The organism is Candidatus Methylacidiphilum fumarolicum (assembly GCF_949774925.1).
GTDB classification, from domain to species: domain Bacteria; phylum Verrucomicrobiota; class Verrucomicrobiia; order Methylacidiphilales; family Methylacidiphilaceae; genus Methylacidiphilum; species Methylacidiphilum fumarolicum.
This window is the reverse complement of sequence record NZ_OX458932.1, coordinates 374,958-392,853: the sequence shown is the minus strand read 5'-3', so window position 1 is coordinate 392,853 and position 17,896 is coordinate 374,958. Positions and strand designations below refer to the sequence as shown.

General features: G+C 44.3%; 15 protein-coding genes and 2 tRNA genes. 3 read left to right on the top strand and 14 right to left on the bottom strand.

The genetic code is table 11. The features are described from left to right. Positions 1 to 9: 9 nt before the first annotated feature. The 8 genes from QOL44_RS01720 to QOL44_RS01685 form a co-directional block, all read right to left on the bottom strand. Positions 10 to 381, bottom strand: coding sequence for a hypothetical protein (locus QOL44_RS01720; RefSeq protein WP_009060370.1), 372 nt, complete (start codon positions 379 to 381; stop codon positions 10 to 12). Between the two features lie 21 nt (positions 382 to 402). Next, on the bottom strand, positions 403 to 1,605 hold the full coding sequence (locus tag QOL44_RS01715) for a hypothetical protein (protein ID WP_009060372.1): 1,203 nt from the start codon (positions 1,603 to 1,605) through the stop codon (positions 403 to 405). Next, positions 1,602 to 2,219: a c-type cytochrome gene (locus QOL44_RS01710; protein WP_009060374.1), complete on the bottom strand. Its 618-nt coding sequence runs from the start codon at positions 2,217 to 2,219 to the stop codon at positions 1,602 to 1,604. The genes QOL44_RS01715 and QOL44_RS01710 overlap by 4 nt, the downstream gene beginning before the upstream one ends. A 4-nt stretch (positions 2,220 to 2,223) precedes the next feature. Continuing rightward, positions 2,224 to 2,820: a DUF3341 domain-containing protein gene (locus QOL44_RS01705; RefSeq protein WP_009060376.1), complete on the bottom strand. Its 597-nt coding sequence runs from the start codon at positions 2,818 to 2,820 to the stop codon at positions 2,224 to 2,226. After that, positions 2,810 to 4,252 (bottom strand): NrfD/PsrC family molybdoenzyme membrane anchor subunit, encoded by a 1,443-nt coding sequence (gene nrfD / locus QOL44_RS01700; protein WP_009060378.1) that lies wholly within the window; start codon positions 4,250 to 4,252, stop codon positions 2,810 to 2,812. The genes QOL44_RS01705 and nrfD overlap by 11 nt, the downstream gene beginning before the upstream one ends. A 6-nt stretch (positions 4,253 to 4,258) precedes the next feature. Beyond that, a complete protein-coding gene (locus QOL44_RS01695; protein ID WP_009060380.1) occupies positions 4,259 to 7,396 on the bottom strand; it encodes a 4Fe-4S dicluster domain-containing protein in 3,138 nt (1,045 codons plus the stop codon). A 76-nt stretch (positions 7,397 to 7,472) separates the two neighbouring features. Continuing rightward, positions 7,473 to 8,129: a cytochrome c3 family protein gene (locus tag QOL44_RS01690; protein ID WP_009060382.1), complete on the bottom strand. Its 657-nt coding sequence runs from the start codon at positions 8,127 to 8,129 to the stop codon at positions 7,473 to 7,475. A 137-nt stretch (positions 8,130 to 8,266) separates the two neighbouring features. Then, positions 8,267 to 8,338, bottom strand: a tRNA-Met gene (locus QOL44_RS01685). Positions 8,339 to 9,356: 1,018 nt separating this feature from the next. Between QOL44_RS01685 and QOL44_RS01680 the strand changes: the two genes are divergently transcribed. Beyond that, positions 9,357 to 9,430 (top strand) — tRNA-Pro (locus QOL44_RS01680). Positions 9,431 to 9,451: 21 nt separating this feature from the next. Then, complete coding sequence (locus QOL44_RS01675) at positions 9,452 to 10,093, top strand: polyphenol oxidase family protein (protein ID WP_009060385.1); 642 nt, start codon at positions 9,452 to 9,454, stop codon at positions 10,091 to 10,093. A gap of 55 nt (positions 10,094 to 10,148) precedes the next feature. Here QOL44_RS01675 and QOL44_RS01670 read toward each other — a convergent pair whose 3' ends face one another. The 3 genes from QOL44_RS01670 to QOL44_RS01660 form a co-directional block, all read right to left on the bottom strand. Next, entirely contained in the window at positions 10,149 to 10,523 is a 375-nt protein-coding gene (locus tag QOL44_RS01670; RefSeq protein WP_009060388.1) for a hypothetical protein, read from the bottom strand. Between the two features lie 16 nt (positions 10,524 to 10,539). Beyond that, complete coding sequence (gene hpnH / locus QOL44_RS01665) at positions 10,540 to 11,547, bottom strand: adenosyl-hopene transferase HpnH (protein WP_009060390.1); 1,008 nt, start codon at positions 11,545 to 11,547, stop codon at positions 10,540 to 10,542. A 206-nt stretch (positions 11,548 to 11,753) separates the two neighbouring features. Next, complete coding sequence (locus QOL44_RS01660) at positions 11,754 to 12,029, bottom strand: Sec-independent protein translocase subunit TatA/TatB (RefSeq protein WP_009060392.1); 276 nt, start codon at positions 12,027 to 12,029, stop codon at positions 11,754 to 11,756. A gap of 110 nt (positions 12,030 to 12,139) precedes the next feature. Between QOL44_RS01660 and QOL44_RS01655 the strand changes: the two genes are divergently transcribed. Further along, positions 12,140 to 12,499, top strand: coding sequence for a hypothetical protein (locus QOL44_RS01655; RefSeq protein WP_009060395.1), 360 nt, complete (start codon positions 12,140 to 12,142; stop codon positions 12,497 to 12,499). 697 nt (positions 12,500 to 13,196) lie between these two features. Here QOL44_RS01655 and QOL44_RS01650 read toward each other — a convergent pair. From QOL44_RS01650 to rseP, 3 genes are all read right to left on the bottom strand, one after another. Next, positions 13,197 to 14,132, bottom strand: a complete 936-nt coding sequence (locus QOL44_RS01650; RefSeq protein WP_009060397.1) for a cupin domain-containing protein — start codon at positions 14,130 to 14,132, stop codon at positions 13,197 to 13,199. Between the two features lie 511 nt (positions 14,133 to 14,643). Continuing rightward, positions 14,644 to 16,398, bottom strand: a complete 1,755-nt coding sequence (gene ispG, locus QOL44_RS01645; protein ID WP_009060399.1) for a (E)-4-hydroxy-3-methylbut-2-enyl-diphosphate synthase — start codon at positions 16,396 to 16,398, stop codon at positions 14,644 to 14,646. Between the two features lie 19 nt (positions 16,399 to 16,417). Then, positions 16,418 to 17,854, bottom strand: coding sequence for an RIP metalloprotease RseP (gene rseP / locus QOL44_RS01640; protein ID WP_009060401.1), 1,437 nt, complete (start codon positions 17,852 to 17,854; stop codon positions 16,418 to 16,420). Between the last annotated feature and the right edge of the window lie 42 nt (positions 17,855 to 17,896).

Below are 17,896 nucleotides of genomic sequence, written 5' to 3'. Positions count from 1 at the left end.
CGCTTTCTCCTATTTTTCAGGCCTTTGTATACCAGGCAAATACACTCCTGAAGCCTTTGGTTTTTTCGATGCCTCCTCTTTCACTACCTTCTCCATCGCCTCCTCAATCGGGATATGAACAATCCGCTTTTCTTTGTCAATCCATCCATAAGATGAAAGCTTTTTCTTTGCTTCTAACTGATCAGCAAGCCGCATTTTTCTAATTTCTTCGGCTCTCTTTTTTTCTGCCAATGCTTGCTTATTCTGCATAGAAGAAGCATAGAGGAAGGAGAATAAAAGCCCCAAAAGGAAAAGAATGCTGATTCCAATGAACAGGAGCAGATCCTCGAAAATGAGAGGCTTCTTTAGCTTTTGTTCTTGATCCATCTGCTGGGTATTCATCTTTTCTTTTGCCTCCTTCCTTTAGTTATATACTTCTATCGATTCCTGCAGCCTTGGATCATGGATGGGATATAAACAAACGGTGCTAGCATTTCTCAGATAACCAGACAAAAACACCAATCCCATACCCACCACGATCAATATTTCCATCCAGCCAACAACCAGTTTTTTCTCAAACTCCATGGGCATAACAATCCAATACAATTCCACAGCCTGCATAAACAACACCCAACTAGCAACCATTGCCAAAAACCGTTCGTTTTTCTTAGTAGCTTGAGGAAGAAGAAATAGGAAAGGCAAAGCAAATCGACCAATCACTAGTAACAAGGAAACGTAAAACCATCCATCATAGTTTCTTTTTATAAAAAAATCGGTCTCCTCAGGAATATTCCCATACCAAATTAACATGTACTGACTGAATGCGAGATAGGCCCACAGGGCTGTAAAAGCAAAGAGCAATTTACCAAGAAGATGATAATGCTCAGCGTTCATTTGGAGGAGATAACCAAACTTTCGAAGACCAAGAAGAATAAGAATCCAAAGACTTAAACTGGCTCCCGCTGCGCCTGTAAAAAGATAAAAAGCCCAAACGGTAGAACTCCACCTAAACTCAAGAGACATTGCCCAATCGATAGCAAAAAAAGTGAACAGAAAGCCAAAGAGAACAGCCACGGGATAAGCGATGCGTTTTAATTTGAGTGAATGCAGTGGGTTGCCATCGCCGTCTTGGATACAGGACTGTTTGCGAAAAAACCAACTCACGATACTAAAAAAACAAAAATAAAGAACCGCTCGGAGGCTAAAAAATGGGACATTAAGATAGGGAGCTTTTTCCAAATACTCCTTGAGTTTCTGGACCTCCGGTCTTGTCCATTCGTAAAGATAATGAGTGGAAAAAATATCGAACAAGATCGGTAGAGCGAATAGGACAACAAATGGGAATAGAGCAGCTACATTTTCCATCTGTCTGCGTAAAAGGGTGTCCCAGCCAGCATTCGTGACATAATGAAGGATCACCCAAAACAGAGAGCCAGTACATAGACCAAAATAAAACAAAAAAGAAAAAAGCCAGGCATGGAAAAATTCAGATTTGTTGACCGCAAGCCCCAACAACGAAATCAACAGCACAATGCTTCCAGCTATTCCCAAGAGTCGAATAACACCATTGAGTTTTTCCTTTGGGAGCATGGTCCGTTGATGAATAAAGTAGCTGGCATCATTCATTGCTGGATCTCCTTCAGAATTTGTTTTTTTTCCTCAGGTAATGCGTCAAAAGGAACGTTTTGGCTTTTTTGCAACGCCCTAATATAGGCAACAATAGCCCATCTTTCTTCCACAGACAGATTGGCCCCATAGCCTAGCATCATTCCCTGGCCATGAGAAATAATATAAAAGATCTGGCCATCGGGTAGCTCTCTTGTATGATCCTGGTGATAGTTTGGCACCCCAAAAAGATTAAACCGCGTTGCTATTCCGTTACCATAGCCAGCCAATCCATGGCAAGCCGAGCAGTAAATTTCGAAGTTCTCTTTTCCTTTCTTAAGCGTATCGATCGATAAGGCAATGGGGAATCCTTCTCCCCACTGTTCTCCAATAATGCCTGTAGAAAGATAAGGGTTTTCCACCGGCTCCTCCCAACATACCGTTCCATTGACTGGCATTCGGGCTGCCATACCATCTGGGAAAAAGACGCTATAGGCCTGTTCTTTGACTTTCAACTGCCTGACCATATCAGGAAAAATTTCCAATGGCGGCTTTGGACTTTTCCATCCACGTAGCCCCGCTGTAGCTATCACCGATGTCACTAAAAGAAAACAAATATAAAAGAAATACCGCATTGATTTATCTCCGAATGCTCACAACGGCTTGGGCTCCTAATTCTTTTAAAATAAGTTTTGTTTTATCTTCTGAAAAATGTGGATCAGATTTTTCCACTACCAAAAAAAAGCGATCATCCATCGCTTTTTGCGACAACCGTTCCCAATTCCAGACCGATTTATAAGGAGAAGGCATACGGTTAAAAAAGAACACACCGATAACCGTGCTGAAAGAAGCAAAAAGAATCGTCATTTCAATTAGCACGGGAACAAAAGCTTGAAATCCTAGATACGGTTTACCTTGGACTACCAAAGGATAAAAAAGGCCTTGGAGATGACTACTCAACACCTCCTTAAAGAAGGAGGGCCTAGGAGCAGAGATAGCCGTTACCATCACTAGGGCAATAGACAAGCCAATCAAGCCTCCCACTAAACTAAAGAGAGAAACTTTCGATTTGCCAAGTCTCCTTACATGCGCTATTCCATGGATCGGGAAGGGAGAATAAACTTCCCATTGCGTATAACCCAATTTAGAAAGCTCCTTGGCCGCAGCCATTAGTTTATGGATGGAATCAAATTCAGCTCCTAATCCATAAATATCCTCGCTTCTCTCATGCTCCATAAGGGGTTCCTTTCTTCAAATCATCTTCTTTCCGCTCCATTTCATAGACTAAAGTTTTTACTTCCGAGATCGATATCACAGGAAAAAACCGCGTAAAAAGAAGGAATAGCATAAAGAAAAATCCCACAGTTCCTACGAACAATCCAATATCTACCCAAGTCGGATAATACATTCTCCAGGATCCAGGCAGAAAATCTCTCGAGAGGGCAGTAACAACGATGACAAAGCGCTCAGACCACATACCCACATTGATAAGAATCGAAATGAAAAAGACCGCCCACGGACTAGACCTTATTTTTTTCCACCAAAAGAGTTGAGGCAAGAAGACATTAAAACCGAACATTAAAAAATAGGCGATGGCATAGGGACCAAAAATACGATTCAAAAAGAGATACTTTTCGTAAACATTAGCACTATACCAGGCTACAAACAGCTCAATGATATAGGAATAGCCTACCATGGAACCGGTGGCAAGCATGATTCTAGCCATATTATCGATATGCTTTGGAGTGATCACATCTTTCAGCTGCGGGTATAGGGCTCGTAAAGGAATCAATAAGGTAGCGATCATTGCAAAACCACTGAAAATCGCACCCGTAATAAAATCAGGAGGGAAAATCGTTTCATGCCATCCTGGTAAAACCGTTGTCGCAAAATCAGTAGAAACAACGGAAGCTACCGAAACGACTAAAATCGTGGCAATGCCACCTAAACAAAGATAACCAAGTTCATAATGATGCCATTCAGCAGCCGAACCGCTCCATCCCCAACAAAGAATATGATAAAGCCGTTTTTTCCAGCCTTTCTCAGCTCTATCTCTTAAAACAGCAATATCCGGGATCAATCCGAAATACCAGAACAAACAGGAAACCGTAAAATAGGTGCCCACAGCAAATTCATCCCAGAGTAATGCCGCTCTGAAATTTTGCCATACGGCATACGACTCTGGAACAGGAACCAAATACCAAAACATCCACTGCCTACCAATATGAAACAGAGGGAAGACCGCTGCGCAGAGAACAGAAAAAATCGTCATCGCCTCAGCCGCTCTGTTCACAGAGTTTCTCCACTTTTGTCTAGTAAGAAGAAGGATGGCTGAAATCAGCGTGCCTGCATGGCCAATCTCAATCCAAAAAACAAAATTAAGAATCGCTAGCCCCCAGAATACTGGACTATTCAGACCCCATACTCCAAGTCCTGTACTGATAAAATAAACAATTGTTAGTGGCATCAGCAGCGAAAGAAGAAAAGAAAGTATAAAAGCAATCCACCATTCCAATTTCGCTGGCTTTTCGACAATAGAACAGATCGCTTCGGTTAACCAGCCGTAGTTTCTCTTGTTCAGCACAAGAGGAGGCCTCTCTAATTGCTCAAGCAACAACGCTTTTTTTTCTTCTGAAAGGTTCTTCTCTAGCCCAAATTTGCTTACCATAGATCTTTAGTTCTCTTTCTTCCCTTCGAATTGGGTTTGAGGAGCAATCGAAGGATTTGGATTGTTAATCCTAGCCAAATAAGTGATCCTAGGTCTAGTATTCAGCTCTTGCAAAACACGATAAGCTCGCTCATTCTTTTTCCATTTAGAAACCATGCTCTGTTGATCCATTAGATTGCCAAACATGATCGCTCCAGCTGGGCAAGCCTGCTGACAAGCCGTTTTTACAGAATCGGTAGGGATAGTCTTAGGCTCTGTGCCTTTGGACCTTGCTAGAGCCGTTATTTTTGCTTCTTCAATCCGTTGAACACAAAAAGTGCACTTCTCCATGACTCCCCGCATCCTTACGGTAACATTAGGGTTTCTCTGAAGCTGAATGGTCAACGGAGAACCCAGGTCCCCAAAAGGACCCAAATACAAATTTTCTATTTCAAAGGGTCCAATCTTCTTTTTCTTCAGCACATCCCTTTTATTGTAATCAAAAAAATTAAATCGTCTGACCTTATAAGGACAGTTAGCTGCACAGGCTCTTGTGCCAATACAACGGTTATAAACCATCACATTCAACCCATCTTTACTATGGACTGTCGCATAGACTGGGCAGACCGACTCGCAGGGAGCATTCTCACAATGCTGGCAAAGCATGGGTTCAAAAAACATCTGCAGATTTTCATCGCTCCCTTGATAATAATTATCTATCCTAATCCACTGCATAATCCGACCACGCATAACCTGCCCTTTGCCTACAATCGGAATATTGTTTTCGCTCTGACAAGCCACAACGCAGGCGTTGCATCCCACACAACTTCCCAAGTCAATGACCATGCCCCATTGATAGGGCCCTCCCCAAACCCCTCCTTTATAAGCAGGACCTTTTTCTTTCTGGCCAGAATAAGGATTTTCATAAATGGAGACTTCTGGGATCTCTTCAGTCCCCTGCTCTGAAATAAAATCGGGATGCTTTCGGAAATACTCCAGCGAAGCTATCTTGACTAGCGGTCTTCCATGCATCAATTGATGTTCTTGAGATCTAGCCAAATCATAAAAACGATTTGTTTTTTGGATCGAACAGTCACTAATCCACCAAAATTGTTCCGTTTTGGTAAGTGGATAAGCATTAAAGCCCACCCCTGCGGCCACTCTTAATTCTTTCTTACGACCATACCCTAGGGCTAAAGATAAAGAATTGTCCGCATGACCAGGAACGACTAAGGCAGCCACCTCAATCCATTTTTCCCCAGAAACAATGCGCACGATTTCTGCCTTTCTTGAATCCGCCTTTCGGGCAAAAATGCCATAACGCTTAGCCGTATTAGGACTCATTAACAGAGCGTTGTCCCAGCAGAGCTTGGTCACCGTATCAGGCAATTCTTGCAGCCAGCCATTATTGGCCAAACTGCCTTCATCCACTTTAGGACAAGGATAGAAAACAAGTTCCAACTGCTCCTTGTTGGTTCTCTGAACCTTAAGATTTTCGACACTCTTGCTCCATTCTTCCCACTTTGGAACAGCATTGACAAATTGAGGCGAGGACTCTTTGTAAAATCCATCGTGCAATAGTTTTCTCCAAATAAGATCCTTATCAGAGCCTGCGGCAGGGAAAAGTTTAAAAAACGTATCTCGGACTAGACGCAATCCAAGCGGTAGAGGAATAAAGGGAGGGGCTCCTGCCACGGGCGGCTGAGCTAACATGGAGGGAGGAGTTGGTTCAGACTCTTCCAAAGCCTCCCACGTCCCGTTCATAAAAGCGAAAAGTTCCAACAAACCGATAGATCCAAAAAGTGGTTCGATTAGAGGCTGTTGACTAACGTAGAGCCCGCTGGAGGTCTTCGAATCTCCCCAGCATTCTAGGTAATGACTTAGAGGAATATGCCAATTAGCATAGGCAGCTGTCTCATCGTTTAATAGCCCAAAATGAACAACAGAAGGAAGGCTACGCTGTAGTTCAGGCCAATGGCTGTCTCCCGGTGCATTATAAACTGGGTTAGCCCCAATGATAAGAAGATCTTTGATTTCTTCTTTTTTAATCATTTCACAGAGTTCTGGGAAGCTAGCGCCTTCTGATTCTAGCTGAGGGATCATCCGCACTGCCTGTCTTTCTCCAAAGGCTTCGTTGATGGCAAGAACCAATAGCTGCTGCGATACTGGAGCCATCCGGCTAATTACTACCAGTGGCGCGTTGGCAGCAGCTAAATCGTTAGCCAAGACTTTTATCCAATTAATCAAGTCCGCACTCCAACCTGTTGGAATGCTAAAGGAAGCAATGGCGGGCTTTAAATTTTCAAAGCCTTTTTCTTGGGCCAAGAAGTAACACAAGGTCAGCAAAAAAAGCTCAACATCGGAGACTTTTAGAGCCAACCGATGATCGGCCATCGCCCCAGTCACCGTCATCCGATTTTCGACTACATACAGTCGACTCATCGAACTGGAGCTTTCTGTTAGTTTTCTTGATTTCACAAATCCACGAATGGCTTCTACTCCTTCTTCTGCTGAACAGAAATCGCATCCTACAGAAAGAATGACATCGGCCTTCTCCCATTGGAAAACAGGGCTTAAGGAAACTCCATAAAATCGCTTGATAGCCTCTTTCCTGTTCTCATTACCCACTGGGTCATAAAAGGCGAAAGTTGCATGAGGACATTTTTCCAAAAACTCGGTTTTTAGCCGATCAAACGTAGGAGAAATCACTGGAAAAGAAAGTATAGCTAGCCCTGCCCCTTTTCTATCATTCCATTGTTGGACTTGAGATTTAAAAAATTCGATGAACTCTTTTTTGGATACCACCTCTCCGTTTCGGGTAATGCGCCCGTCCCTATCCGGATCATAGAGATCTAGGATCGAAGCTTGTGTTTGCGTAGACACTCCGTAATCAGCAAAGTAAGGGTTAGGATGGATATGCGTAGGCCTTCCCTCGTGAGATTCTACAAGGATTGGCTCGGCACCGTTTCGAGTCGGTCTGGAAGTAGCATAAAACAAAGCTTTTCCTGGTATAATCCATTCAGGGCTATTCGTATAGGGCACAAGAAATGCTTCTGGACGTCGGCATCCTGTCGCTGCTATTGATCCAGTCGCCATAGCCGCCGCCGACATAGCCTTCAAGAAAGTCCTGCGGTTCATCTTCCCTTCTTCTTTCGTCGCATCCATAATATAAAACCTCTAGCCCTCTTTTCCTCTTAAGAGCTATTTTTATGTGAAGACCATAACGCTATAATACATGTAATTACCTATGACAGGCATCACAATTTTCTGGTGGATGTATTCCCATTTCTTTTACTAGTTTTTTACCAAGGAGCAGCTGGGTTTCTCCTTCATTCTCTGGCTTCCAATCCAAATCAAATACTTTATCCGGTGGCCTCACAAAGTATTCAGGGTTTCTATGGCAATCTAAACACCAGCTCATGCTCAAAGGCTGGTCGTGATAGATCTTCTGCATCTGATTGACCTTACCATGACAGCTCACACAACTTATTCCTCGGTTGACATGGGCGGAGTGATCAAAATAAACATAATCGGGCAGTTGGTGTATCCTTACCCACTTTATAGGCTTTCCTGTTTCCCAACTTTCTCGGAGTGGAGCCAATTTAGGGCTGTCCATTTTAATTTGCCTATGACAGTTCATACAAGTTTGTGTGGTCGGAATATTAGAAAAGCCACTTTTTTCAACATAACTGTGACAAAAACGGCAATCTAACCCAAGTTGATTGGCATGGAGAGAATGATCGAATGGTATCGGCTGTGTGGGCATGTAGCCGACTCTCGAGTATTTAGGCGTAAAATAATAGCTTATGCCCATCACAAATAAAAAACCCAGGACTACAATCCCTAATAGTATTTTAGGAGGTAAATCGTTGGACTGCCGGTTAAATATATTACCCATTGATAACAATAATAAATCTAATTAGATAAGCTTCTATTTCTTTATTGCTAATCCATTTTAAATAAAAAAGGAAAAATGAAAATTGGTTCTAAATTTTCTCTGTATCTTGTCTAACAATTGAGGCAATTTAGAAGAATTAGCAGGGGAGAGGATCGAACTCTCGACCTAGGGCTTATGAAACCCCCGCTCTACCACTGAGCTACCCTGCCATTAAAATAATTAATTATATTTTTTTGTATAAGCCTTATTATTAATTCTTTTAGGCATGATGTATAAAAAATGTTCATTTTTCAATAACTATTTGATTGATTCCTTTCTCTTTGAGAAGTCACCGCTCACTCTTTTGTTGAACAATGTTCTGAGAGAGAAATGAATAGGTAATGATATAGTGATGCCAATCTAGTCAAATGTATGCATAGGCGACCCTCTATTCGCCGGAAAAGTTTGACGCGTTGCCCATTCGGAGCATAAACAAGCAGTAACGAAAGATGGCGGGAAAGCAAATTCGGCGGCATCGACGCTGGCCTCTCCAAGGTTTTCACCGATGATCATGAGAAGCGGTATGGGATAGGTTTTGGCGAGCTATTCAGCCGGTTGTCATGCGTCCACAAGAAGAAGGGGCAGAAGCGGGGCAGGCTTCATGCGATCCGGCCGAATGGCAAGGACACGTCCAAGGCCAAGCGGATCGAAGGAACAACCTGGGGACGAAAAGCGCCAAAAGCTGCTGCGCAAGGCTCCGAAGAAAATCGAACGGCAGCTGAACACAAGCCTGCGCTGGTTTCTTGCCTCACGAAAGACATTGGCGACCGGCTCGATGACCCTCTACTTTCAGGATCGCGCTCCGAGCAAGGAGCTTCTCCAGCGTATCATCCAGCTACGGACCGTGTGCTTTGGGAGCGAATCAAATTGCTGGCGGCTGCGGGCGTGTTCCCCTCAAGAGAAGCATAACCTGGCCTATAGCACTCTGATCTTGTCTGAAGTGCGGTTATGCCCATCCGAAGAACCGCGCCAAAGACAGCTTTCGGAAGGTTTTCCCGCAGCAATGGGAAACCGCCCGATTCCACCATGAGCCCTCTGGAGGACGAATCGGCCATGCTAATCCCAAGACATCCCGATCCAAAACCAAGGTGAACGAACTTAGCCCAGGCGTAAACAAGTTCCGAATATATTTTGAAGAACAGAAAAAAACTTTTCCAATTAATTATAAACTGCGATATTAATTTGCTCCGGGCTGTAGCGCAGACTGGTAGCGCGCTTGGTTCGGGACCAAGAGGTCCAGGGTTCAAATCCCTGCAGCCCGAATAACTAACAGGATAGTCTCCATGCCTACATTAGAATGGGAGTTTTTTCCAGCCTTGACTACCTTGCCGCTGAAGCATGGTTTTTCTCTTCGGTATCCAAGAGAGTTAAACCAATCAGCAAAAGAAGAGTATCTTTTAAGACCTTCTTTGAAGGCCCTTGGCCTTGATGAATCCATTCCCATAGCCACAGCTGGACAGCCACATGGAGATGGTATTGCTGTTGTAAAAAGCAGGAACCAACTATTCTTTCCGCAAGCCGATGGATTGCTAACCAACCTATCCAATCTTCTTCTATGTATCCGTGTAGCTGATTGTGCAGCTCTGTATATCTACGATCCGCATTCTACAGCAATAGGGCTTGTGCATGCCGGCAAAAAAGGCACGCACTTAGAGATCGTAAGAAAAGCCCTCCGACAATTGACAAACGTTTTCGGTTCGAAGCCCAGCGACCTAATTGTCCAGATAAGTCCGTGCATTCGCTTTCCTCATTATGAAATTGATTTTCTCTCAGACATCATCCATCAACTTCAATCGGAAGGAGTAAAGCAGATTTTCGATGCGGGCAGCTGCACAGCCTGTAATCTCGATCGATATTTTTCTTATAGAGCCGAAAAAGGGAATACAGGAAGAATGTGGGCCGTTCTCCTCAAACAACCACTATAGAGAAGATTGTCAGAATTAATCTCAGGATCATGTCTGCATGCAAAGAGAGAAGTCATTAGTCCAGCAAGCCTGCCTGCTTCATTTCTGACTCGATTTTTTTGGCTTCTTCGCGTCTTTCTTTTTCTTTTTTAGCCTTCCATGCTTCATAGGATTTTCCATCTGCTGGATCTTTTCCACTGAACGTCACAGCACAGATCTGTTCGATAGGAATACGACGAGCCGACTCTTCGCCAGGAACAAGCATTTCGACAAAAAAAGGAGCTTCCGTCAATTGCCTATTAAAAAGATAGCCTTCGATGGTCTCTCCCTGAACCAGTTCAAGAGTCACATCCCCCCGATAATCAAAGGCTGCTTCAAGAATTTCTATCTTTTGACTATCGCTCGAAAACACGTATTTTTCTCCGCTTAACACCTTTTTTTCTTTCCCCATACTCTACTCTACTGCTTTACAAAGATAGTGTAGCTTTAACTGTCTTAGCAAAGCCTCTCCAAGATCCAAAGGTATCGTTTACTGCCGTTGCCTCATAGCCTGAATGAACCATACAGTTAGCACACTTTGGATTGCCACTCCTAAAACCATATTTTTCCCAAGGAGTAGACTCCATAAGCTCTTTAAAGCTTTTGGCATATCCATCTTGGAGAAGATAGCATGGCTTCTGCCAACCAAAAACATTATAGGTGGGATTTCCCCATGGCGTGCAATCATACTCGATATTTCCTTGAAGAAATTCCAAGAAAAGAGGCGAAAGATTAAATTTCCAACTTTTTTTTCTGTCTTTTAAAATTTGTTTAAAAAGCTCTTTAGTTTTATTCCTTTGCAGAAAATGCTCCTGATCCGGCGCTTTTTGATAGCTGTATCCTGGCGAAACCATTATTCCTTCAATTCCTAAACGCATCACTTCATCGAAAAAAGCTTTCACTCTTTCTGGATTAGCCCCATCAAAAAGGGTCGAATTGATCGTGACCCGAAAGCCCCTTTTCACCGCTTCTTTTATTCCTTCGACGGCTGTTTCATAGACTCCCTCCCGACAAACCGATTCGTCATGCTCTTCTTTGAGCCCATCCAGATGAATGCTAAAAGTCAAATACTTGCTTGGCTTGAATAGATCGAGCCTTTTCCTCAACAGAAGGGCATTGGAACAAAGATAAATATATCTTTTCATTCTAATTAACCCTTCGACGATCTGATCGATTTCCTTATGGACGAGTGGCTCTCCTCCAGCAATACTGACAATGGGAGCGCCACATTCTTCAGCCGCAGCCCAACACTGCTCCGGTGTTAGCCTTCGATTAAGAATATGATCCGGATATTGAATTTTTCCGCAACCTGCACAAGCCAGATTACATCGGAAAAGCGGTTCTAACATTAACACAAGGGGATATCTTTTGACCCCTTTGAGTTTTTTCCCAATAACGTAACTGGCGACAGTCCAAACTTGAGATAAAGGCACCATAGTGAACAGGGAGAATAAAAAAGAACAAAAAGAAAGTCAATGCCATAGTGTTTTTTTCTATAGAAATATTATGAAAAAACCTTAAAAGGCTTTGAGAAACCTTTTTCCTCAAAAAAATCAACTCTTCAGCGGTTATTCCACTCTAGAAAAAAAAACGAAGACTGTATCCTTCCTGTGCCTGAAAAGGAAAGTGCGCTATTTCTGGATTAGGAGCTTTTATTGACTTCTTTGTCTGTGATCCTAGAGACCGTGCCTTCTGGAGAAGCAATCTTTGGAATGTTCTGAGAAGGCTCTTCTGTTTCAACTTTTGCTGCCTGTCTTACTTCTTTTTCAAATTCTTCTTTGGCTTTATGGAATTCTCCTAAAGCTTTTCCTAACCCCCGCGCCAGCTCAGGCAATTTCTTGGCACCGAAAAGAAGAAAGACCACGACAAAAATCCAGAACCATTCCGATCCTGATGGCAAACCAAATGCAAATGTCATAGAAAAACCATATCAAAAAAAAATTTTTTATCAATCAAACAAAATTATCGAATGACTTAGGAGGAGTAAATAACAGTTAATGCTATTGCGATGCCAAGCTAGTTAAATGTATGTATGGCAAACCTATATTCGCCAGAGAAAAGAAAGACTATGTGAAGGATAAATTCAACAAAGTGGTGGCGAGGAGATTGATTGGACTGGGGTTAGCCTGTATCGGGTTGGTTGTTGGCGCCATGATGATGGGCGGGAAGGGTAAGGCATCAAACGCTGCTCCTGCAAGCACAAGCGATGCGATTGCTCAGAAAAGCAAAAAATCGCCGGATTATTACGATTATTCTCCTGACGATTGGCCTATGATGTCTAAACTGCTAAAAGCAGTGTGCGACGACTTTTTACTGTTAGAACGGCATGGAGAATGGGTAACGGCGTTGCGCACGTTTATCGTACGAATGGGGCGTCTATTAGCATAAAAGAGCATTCTTTTAAATTTTACGTAAGCATCGTTACAGACAACGGCGAAGCAATTGATTACGAATAGGATCCATTTGCTGTTAAGGCATGGAAGCCGTATTCAGTAGATGTTAAAATCCAAAAAGAAAATGGGAAGTTCGTAGAAATGCAAAACTACCACAACAGACAATAGGTAATGTGAGGCATCTAAAATATCAGTAGAGTGAAAAAGAAGTGACTATGATATGCCCGCAGATCATCTATAAACATATGATAGCAGCCACACGCAGTAAAAACGCCTATGGCGTAATCCAATAACCACCCTCAATACAAGAAAACCCACAAACACAACTTGTGGGGGGAGAAAGCGATTCGGGGCAAAACCAAGGCGAAAAGAACGAACTTGGGTCCGGCGTAAGCAAGTCTCGAATATGTTTTTAGGAACAGAGCGGATGGAAATAGGCTCGGGAAATCTAGGGCCGATGCTCTTTGAGTCGACCGTTCATCAAGCGTTCGGGTCAGGCCCGAAGAGCTTCGTTGCTGATAAAGCAAGGGATAATCGTGACCAGCAGGAAGGAGGCTGCAATAACCGCTGCAACCTCGGCGATCAAGGGGAGTCGATGCTTTCAGAGGGGGGAGAGGAATCACACGGATTCATAACCTTTCCCGTTAAAATCGTATTTAAACCCAGCGCCATCAAAGGACAGCGGAGGAGCGTTAAGTAAAGCGAATGTCAAGCGTCCGCAAATAGGTGTGGAGGCCCGCATCCTGAATCGGCAGGATGTAGGCATCCTCGCTCGATTCGTTCACATGCTCGTGCCACCAACCGGGAGGCGTGACGAACGCTGAGCCCGATACCCAATCAATCCGAGCCGCTTCCCGAATCGACCCATCCCCATTGAGCTCCCAGCCAATCCGGGTATAGACTCCTGGTCTCCCTTCCACCACGAAGTCAAGTGCAACCGACTGGTGGCGGTGGGGTTTCTGTCGAGTGCCTGGGAGAATGATCCCGAACATCGCCCATAGGCAATGGGTCACCGTCATCGTCTGGGGAAACTTCCGATTTGCTAAAAGAACGCTAACCCGGTTTCTTTTTCCCGCTTCCGGTTCTGCTTTCACCTTTTCGACCGCTTGTCGGAGCGCTTCCCCCTGGACGTGAAGGGGAGCAAACCGGCTCTCCCGCTTCTCCACCCCTAAGTAGTTGAGCAGGGGGCTATCGTTCACTGCATAGAAGAACGCATCCTCCTCGGCACGGTGGACCGCCTCGATTCCCGGAAGCACGAAAAGATCGCCCTTCTTCCAGGGAATCGCTCCCCATTCGGTCTCGGTATGGCCACAGCCCGCAATCACATAGAAGAGCTCGCTAGTCGCCTGTGGAGCAGTCCTCAGAGAATCCCCACCGCGAAGACTGATAAACTGTGCAAGCAGGCTTGGGGTGGTAGCCGGATAGGCTATTCCGAGTTCCCCGGAGAGATCCAAAGGAATTAAGCGAGTTCCCCCGGTGGTGTAGAGATCTGGAAGAAATTGTTTTACCGGCACCCTGGGTGTCGCTCCGGAAGAAAGTGGATCGGCCGCCTTGCTGTATTCGAGAAGCTCCACCTCCCTTTCCAAGACCTCCTCCGAGAGCTGTTCCAACGGGAGTTGCGCGTTCATCTTTTGGTTTCCTTGAAAATCGGACTATTTCTTGAACAAAACCAATCCACAAGCACTGTAAAGTGAATCCACGCTTCTGTCAAGCGACATTAGGAACTGATCCCCTGCTAACATGCGGCATTGCCCCCTCTACGCGGACAAGGTTGGCGTATACAACCTCAAAAAAAAGGATTGGAGATCCGAAGATATCCCTGAGGCCGCCGCAGAACCGGCTGCATGCGATTCTTTTAGAAAGGTTTTCCCGCAGGAACGGGAAACCACCCGATTGGAAACCCAACGAGGGGGAGGACTATTCCAAGGCGGATCACTCTAGGCAGGGGCTAACTGCAGCGGATGGACGAGAAGCGGGAGCGATTGCCATCGCGATTTGTGGGAGCGGCGCCGGCTCTTCAATACCACGCCGCTTCCCCAGAGAAGGAATTGGCCTTAGCAATCCCAGGGGCATCCTGGTCCTAAACTAAGGAAAAAAGAACGAATTTGTGGCAGGCGTAAGCAAGTCCCTAGTATGTTTTTAGGAGGCGGCATCGATCCACTTTCCTTCCTTTTTTATCAACTCAATCAACGCCTCTACCGCTTCAGCCTCAGGAATATTGAATCTCACCGCTTTTTTCCCTACATACAAATTCACCTTCCCCGGAGCCCCACCAACATAGCCAAAATCTGCATCTGCCATTTCTCCAGGCCCATTGACAATACAACCCATGACAGCTATTTTAAGACCTTTGAGATGGCCTGTTGCTTTTTTTATACGGGCCGTTGTCGATTGAAGATCAAACAAAGTTCTTCCACAAGAAGGACAAGCCACATACTCAGTTTTTACAATCCGGTTGCCAGCCCCCTGTAAAATAGAATAGGCCAAGACGAGAGCATAGGAAGGATCTGGATCCCGTCGTATTAGAATGGCATCTCCGATACCATCACAAAGCAAAGAGCCAATATGAAGACTGGAAGCTATGAGGTTTTTTTCCTTATCGGCCGCTTGCTGATCTCTCTCCGGGTAAAATGTATCTTTCAAAAGGATAGGATGCCGGTCCCCTAAGATCGACGCCAAGGCTCTAAAAGCAAAGATCGGTGGGTAAGGTGAGCCATCTTTGATAGTCACTAATTTTGTTGGTGATTCTTTTAAAGCTAAAATCGATTGGATATCATCTAGATCAACCTCGCTCACAGCAGAAGGATCATAAGGAAATTCTGCAAGAAACTCTTTACCAGGCGGATTGTTTCTAAGATAATCATAATGGGATAAAGGGACGGCTACTCGCACTGGTGCTTCTCCTCCTACCGCTATGCCATAATCAAGCTGTAGAGTAGGCCGCCTGTTATATTCGAAGGAAGGTTTAAAAGAAAATCCATTGACTTTTGGAGCGGGTGCGGCTGCCAACTCCTCCACCACGGCAATAAGTTTTTTGGCCACAGGAATTTCGTGCACACTACTTTCTGTTAAGGATACCCGTATCGTATCCCCTATGCCATCGGCTAGCAGAGAACCGATACCAATGGCGCTTTTGATCCGACCATCTTCCCCATCCCCAGCTTCAGTAACTCCAACATGGATAGGATAATTCCAATCTTCGCCAAGCTTTTCGAGACGCTCAACAAGCAGACGATAAGCTGCAATCATAATTCGAGGATTCGAAGCTTTCATCGAAAAGACAATGTCATGAAAACCGTATTTTCTACAAACCGTTGCATACTCCAAAGCACTCTCGACCATGCCATGAGGCGTGTCTCCATACCGGTTCATTATCCTATCGGAAAGAGAGCCATGATTTGTCCCAATACGCAGCGCTATCTTCCTTTTGGAGCAAAACTCAAGAAGCGGCAGGAACGTTTGTTCTATCCTTCGAAGTTCTTCATTATATTCCTGGTCCGTATACGATCGAATGATAAATTTTTTCCGGTCGGAGAAATTCCCCGGATTGATTCTAATTTTTTCCACCCATTTGGCAGCTTCCATGGCTGCTTCCGGTTTAAAATGAATATCAGCAACAATGGGCACGTTACATCCCAACTGATCTAAGCCCTTGCGAATAAACTCAAGATTAGAGGCATCCTTAACCGTGGGGGCAGTAATCCGGACAATTTGGCATCCGCAGTCTACAAGCTCCATAGCTTCTTTCAAACAGCTATCGGTATCCATCGTATCAGAGGTGAGCATCGATTGAACGACTATGGGATGAGGCCCACCTAATCCCACTGAACCCACCCGAACTTCTCGAACAGGTCTTCGTGTATATTCAAAAAAATTCCGTTTATAAGAGAACATAGTTGCTCCTCCATTTTCATTAGGGAGAATGAGGCTGAGGAGCCGGCTCTCCCTCCTTAGGATGGAATTTTAATTCTGGAATATTTCCTTTAGATTTCCAAGGAATTTCTTGAACATCGAAAAAGGTAACATAGAGCATATAACCAATAAGGAGAGTAGCAAAGACGGTTTGCAAAGCTTCTAGCAACTTAAGGCTCAGAGGCCGGCCCCGGATCCATTCGACCAATCCCAAAAGAATATGCCCTCCATCTAGCACTGGAATTGGGAATAAATTGATCAGAGCGGCATTAACATTGAAAAGGACACTGAACCAAAGGGCAAGCCTCCATCCATGAGGGCTTTCAAAGAGCATGTAATAAAATCTCATAATTCCTATTGGTCCACTCAAATGCTGAGGTTTGATGTCAGACTTGGGAGATAAAAGAGCTTGCAAAACATTGAACATCGCAGAAACACTCGCTTTGAGCTGTTCCAACGGAGTCGGATGTGATAGGGTCATCTGGCCATTTAAATCCCACAAAATACCGATCCTTGGAACATTTTCCCCTTCGGGAGTCATGGGTTTGATTCGGACTGAAAAAGTCTTCTCCCCCCGTTTAATCAACAATGTCATTTCTTTTTGGGGATGGGAACTCACATAGTCATTAAGTAGAAAGGGCGAATAGAGTTTTTGGCCATCTACTTCTAGAATCTGATCGTTTGGTTGAATAGAAGCAGCATCGGCAGGACTCCCAGGAAACACCTTAGCAACCGTTGGAGTTTGAGCCGGCATAATAAAGATTTGTCTCAAACCTTTCCTCTGGAAGGCTGATTTTTCTTCCTTGACAGGAACAACATTAAACCGCAACTTCTTCCCGTTTCTATCAACCTCTACAGCAATCGTCGATCCTTCGCTTCGAATGATATTCCATGTGACTGAGTCATTATCCATACCTTGGAATCTAGAAACAGGATGACCATCGATTGATACTATTTTATCCCCTGGTTGCAATCCTGCTCGATACGCGGGAGAGTCTTTCATGACATAGCCAATAACCGTAGTCATTTCGCTTTCACTCACCGGACGACCCACAACATAGACGACCAGAGCAAAGACGATTGCCAGAAGCAAGCTAAAAAGAGGACCCGCCAGAGCTACGATAATTTTGTCCTTTGGAGAGACCGGAGGCAGAGAACTTTTCTCTTGGCCATTGTTCTCCTCTTTATTGTCGTTAGGGATCATCTGAGGCAAGGCTACAAATCCCCCAGCAGGAATCCATCCCAAACTATAGGTTACCCCTCCAATCTCTTTTTTCCAAATAGGATGGCCAAACCAAACCCCGAACCTTTCAACCACCAGTCCTCTCCATTTTGCTGCCAAAAAATGGCCAAGCTCATGGACAACAATCATAATGTTAAAAAGCAGGATTACTTCGAACAATATGACAAGAAAATGAAGGAGTGGTTTAAAGCCCATAGCAATATTTAAAAAGAAATTTATTCCACTACCGCTTAATGT

Excerpts from the sequence above, each read along its gene's own strand:
- hpnH (WP_009060390.1), bottom strand. The coding sequence starts at position 11,547 with ATGGTGCCTTTATCTCAAGTTTGGACTGTCGCCAGTTACGTTATTGGG.
- QOL44_RS01690 (WP_009060382.1), bottom strand. The coding sequence starts at position 8,129 with ATGGGTAATATATTTAACCGGCAGTCCAACGATTTACCTCCTAAAATA.
- QOL44_RS01655 (WP_009060395.1), top strand. The coding sequence starts at position 12,140 with ATGTATGGCAAACCTATATTCGCCAGAGAAAAGAAAGACTATGTGAAG.
- ispG (WP_009060399.1), bottom strand. The coding sequence starts at position 16,398 with ATGTTCTCTTATAAACGGAATTTTTTTGAATATACACGAAGACCTGTT.
- QOL44_RS01695 (WP_009060380.1), bottom strand. The coding sequence starts at position 7,396 with ATGGATGCGACGAAAGAAGAAGGGAAGATGAACCGCAGGACTTTCTTG.
- QOL44_RS01660 (WP_009060392.1), bottom strand. The coding sequence starts at position 12,029 with ATGACATTTGCATTTGGTTTGCCATCAGGATCGGAATGGTTCTGGATT.
- QOL44_RS01710 (WP_009060374.1), bottom strand. The coding sequence starts at position 2,219 with ATGCGGTATTTCTTTTATATTTGTTTTCTTTTAGTGACATCGGTGATA.
- QOL44_RS01720 (WP_009060370.1), bottom strand. The coding sequence starts at position 381 with ATGAATACCCAGCAGATGGATCAAGAACAAAAGCTAAAGAAGCCTCTC.
- QOL44_RS01715 (WP_009060372.1), bottom strand. The coding sequence starts at position 1,605 with ATGAATGATGCCAGCTACTTTATTCATCAACGGACCATGCTCCCAAAG.
- QOL44_RS01650 (WP_009060397.1), bottom strand. The coding sequence starts at position 14,132 with ATGAACGCGCAACTCCCGTTGGAACAGCTCTCGGAGGAGGTCTTGGAA.
- QOL44_RS01670 (WP_009060388.1), bottom strand. The coding sequence starts at position 10,523 with ATGGGGAAAGAAAAAAAGGTGTTAAGCGGAGAAAAATACGTGTTTTCG.
- nrfD (WP_009060378.1), bottom strand. The coding sequence starts at position 4,252 with ATGGTAAGCAAATTTGGGCTAGAGAAGAACCTTTCAGAAGAAAAAAAA.
- QOL44_RS01705 (WP_009060376.1), bottom strand. The coding sequence starts at position 2,820 with ATGGAGCATGAGAGAAGCGAGGATATTTATGGATTAGGAGCTGAATTT.
- rseP (WP_009060401.1), bottom strand. The coding sequence starts at position 17,854 with ATGGGCTTTAAACCACTCCTTCATTTTCTTGTCATATTGTTCGAAGTA.
- QOL44_RS01675 (WP_009060385.1), top strand. The coding sequence starts at position 9,452 with ATGCCTACATTAGAATGGGAGTTTTTTCCAGCCTTGACTACCTTGCCG.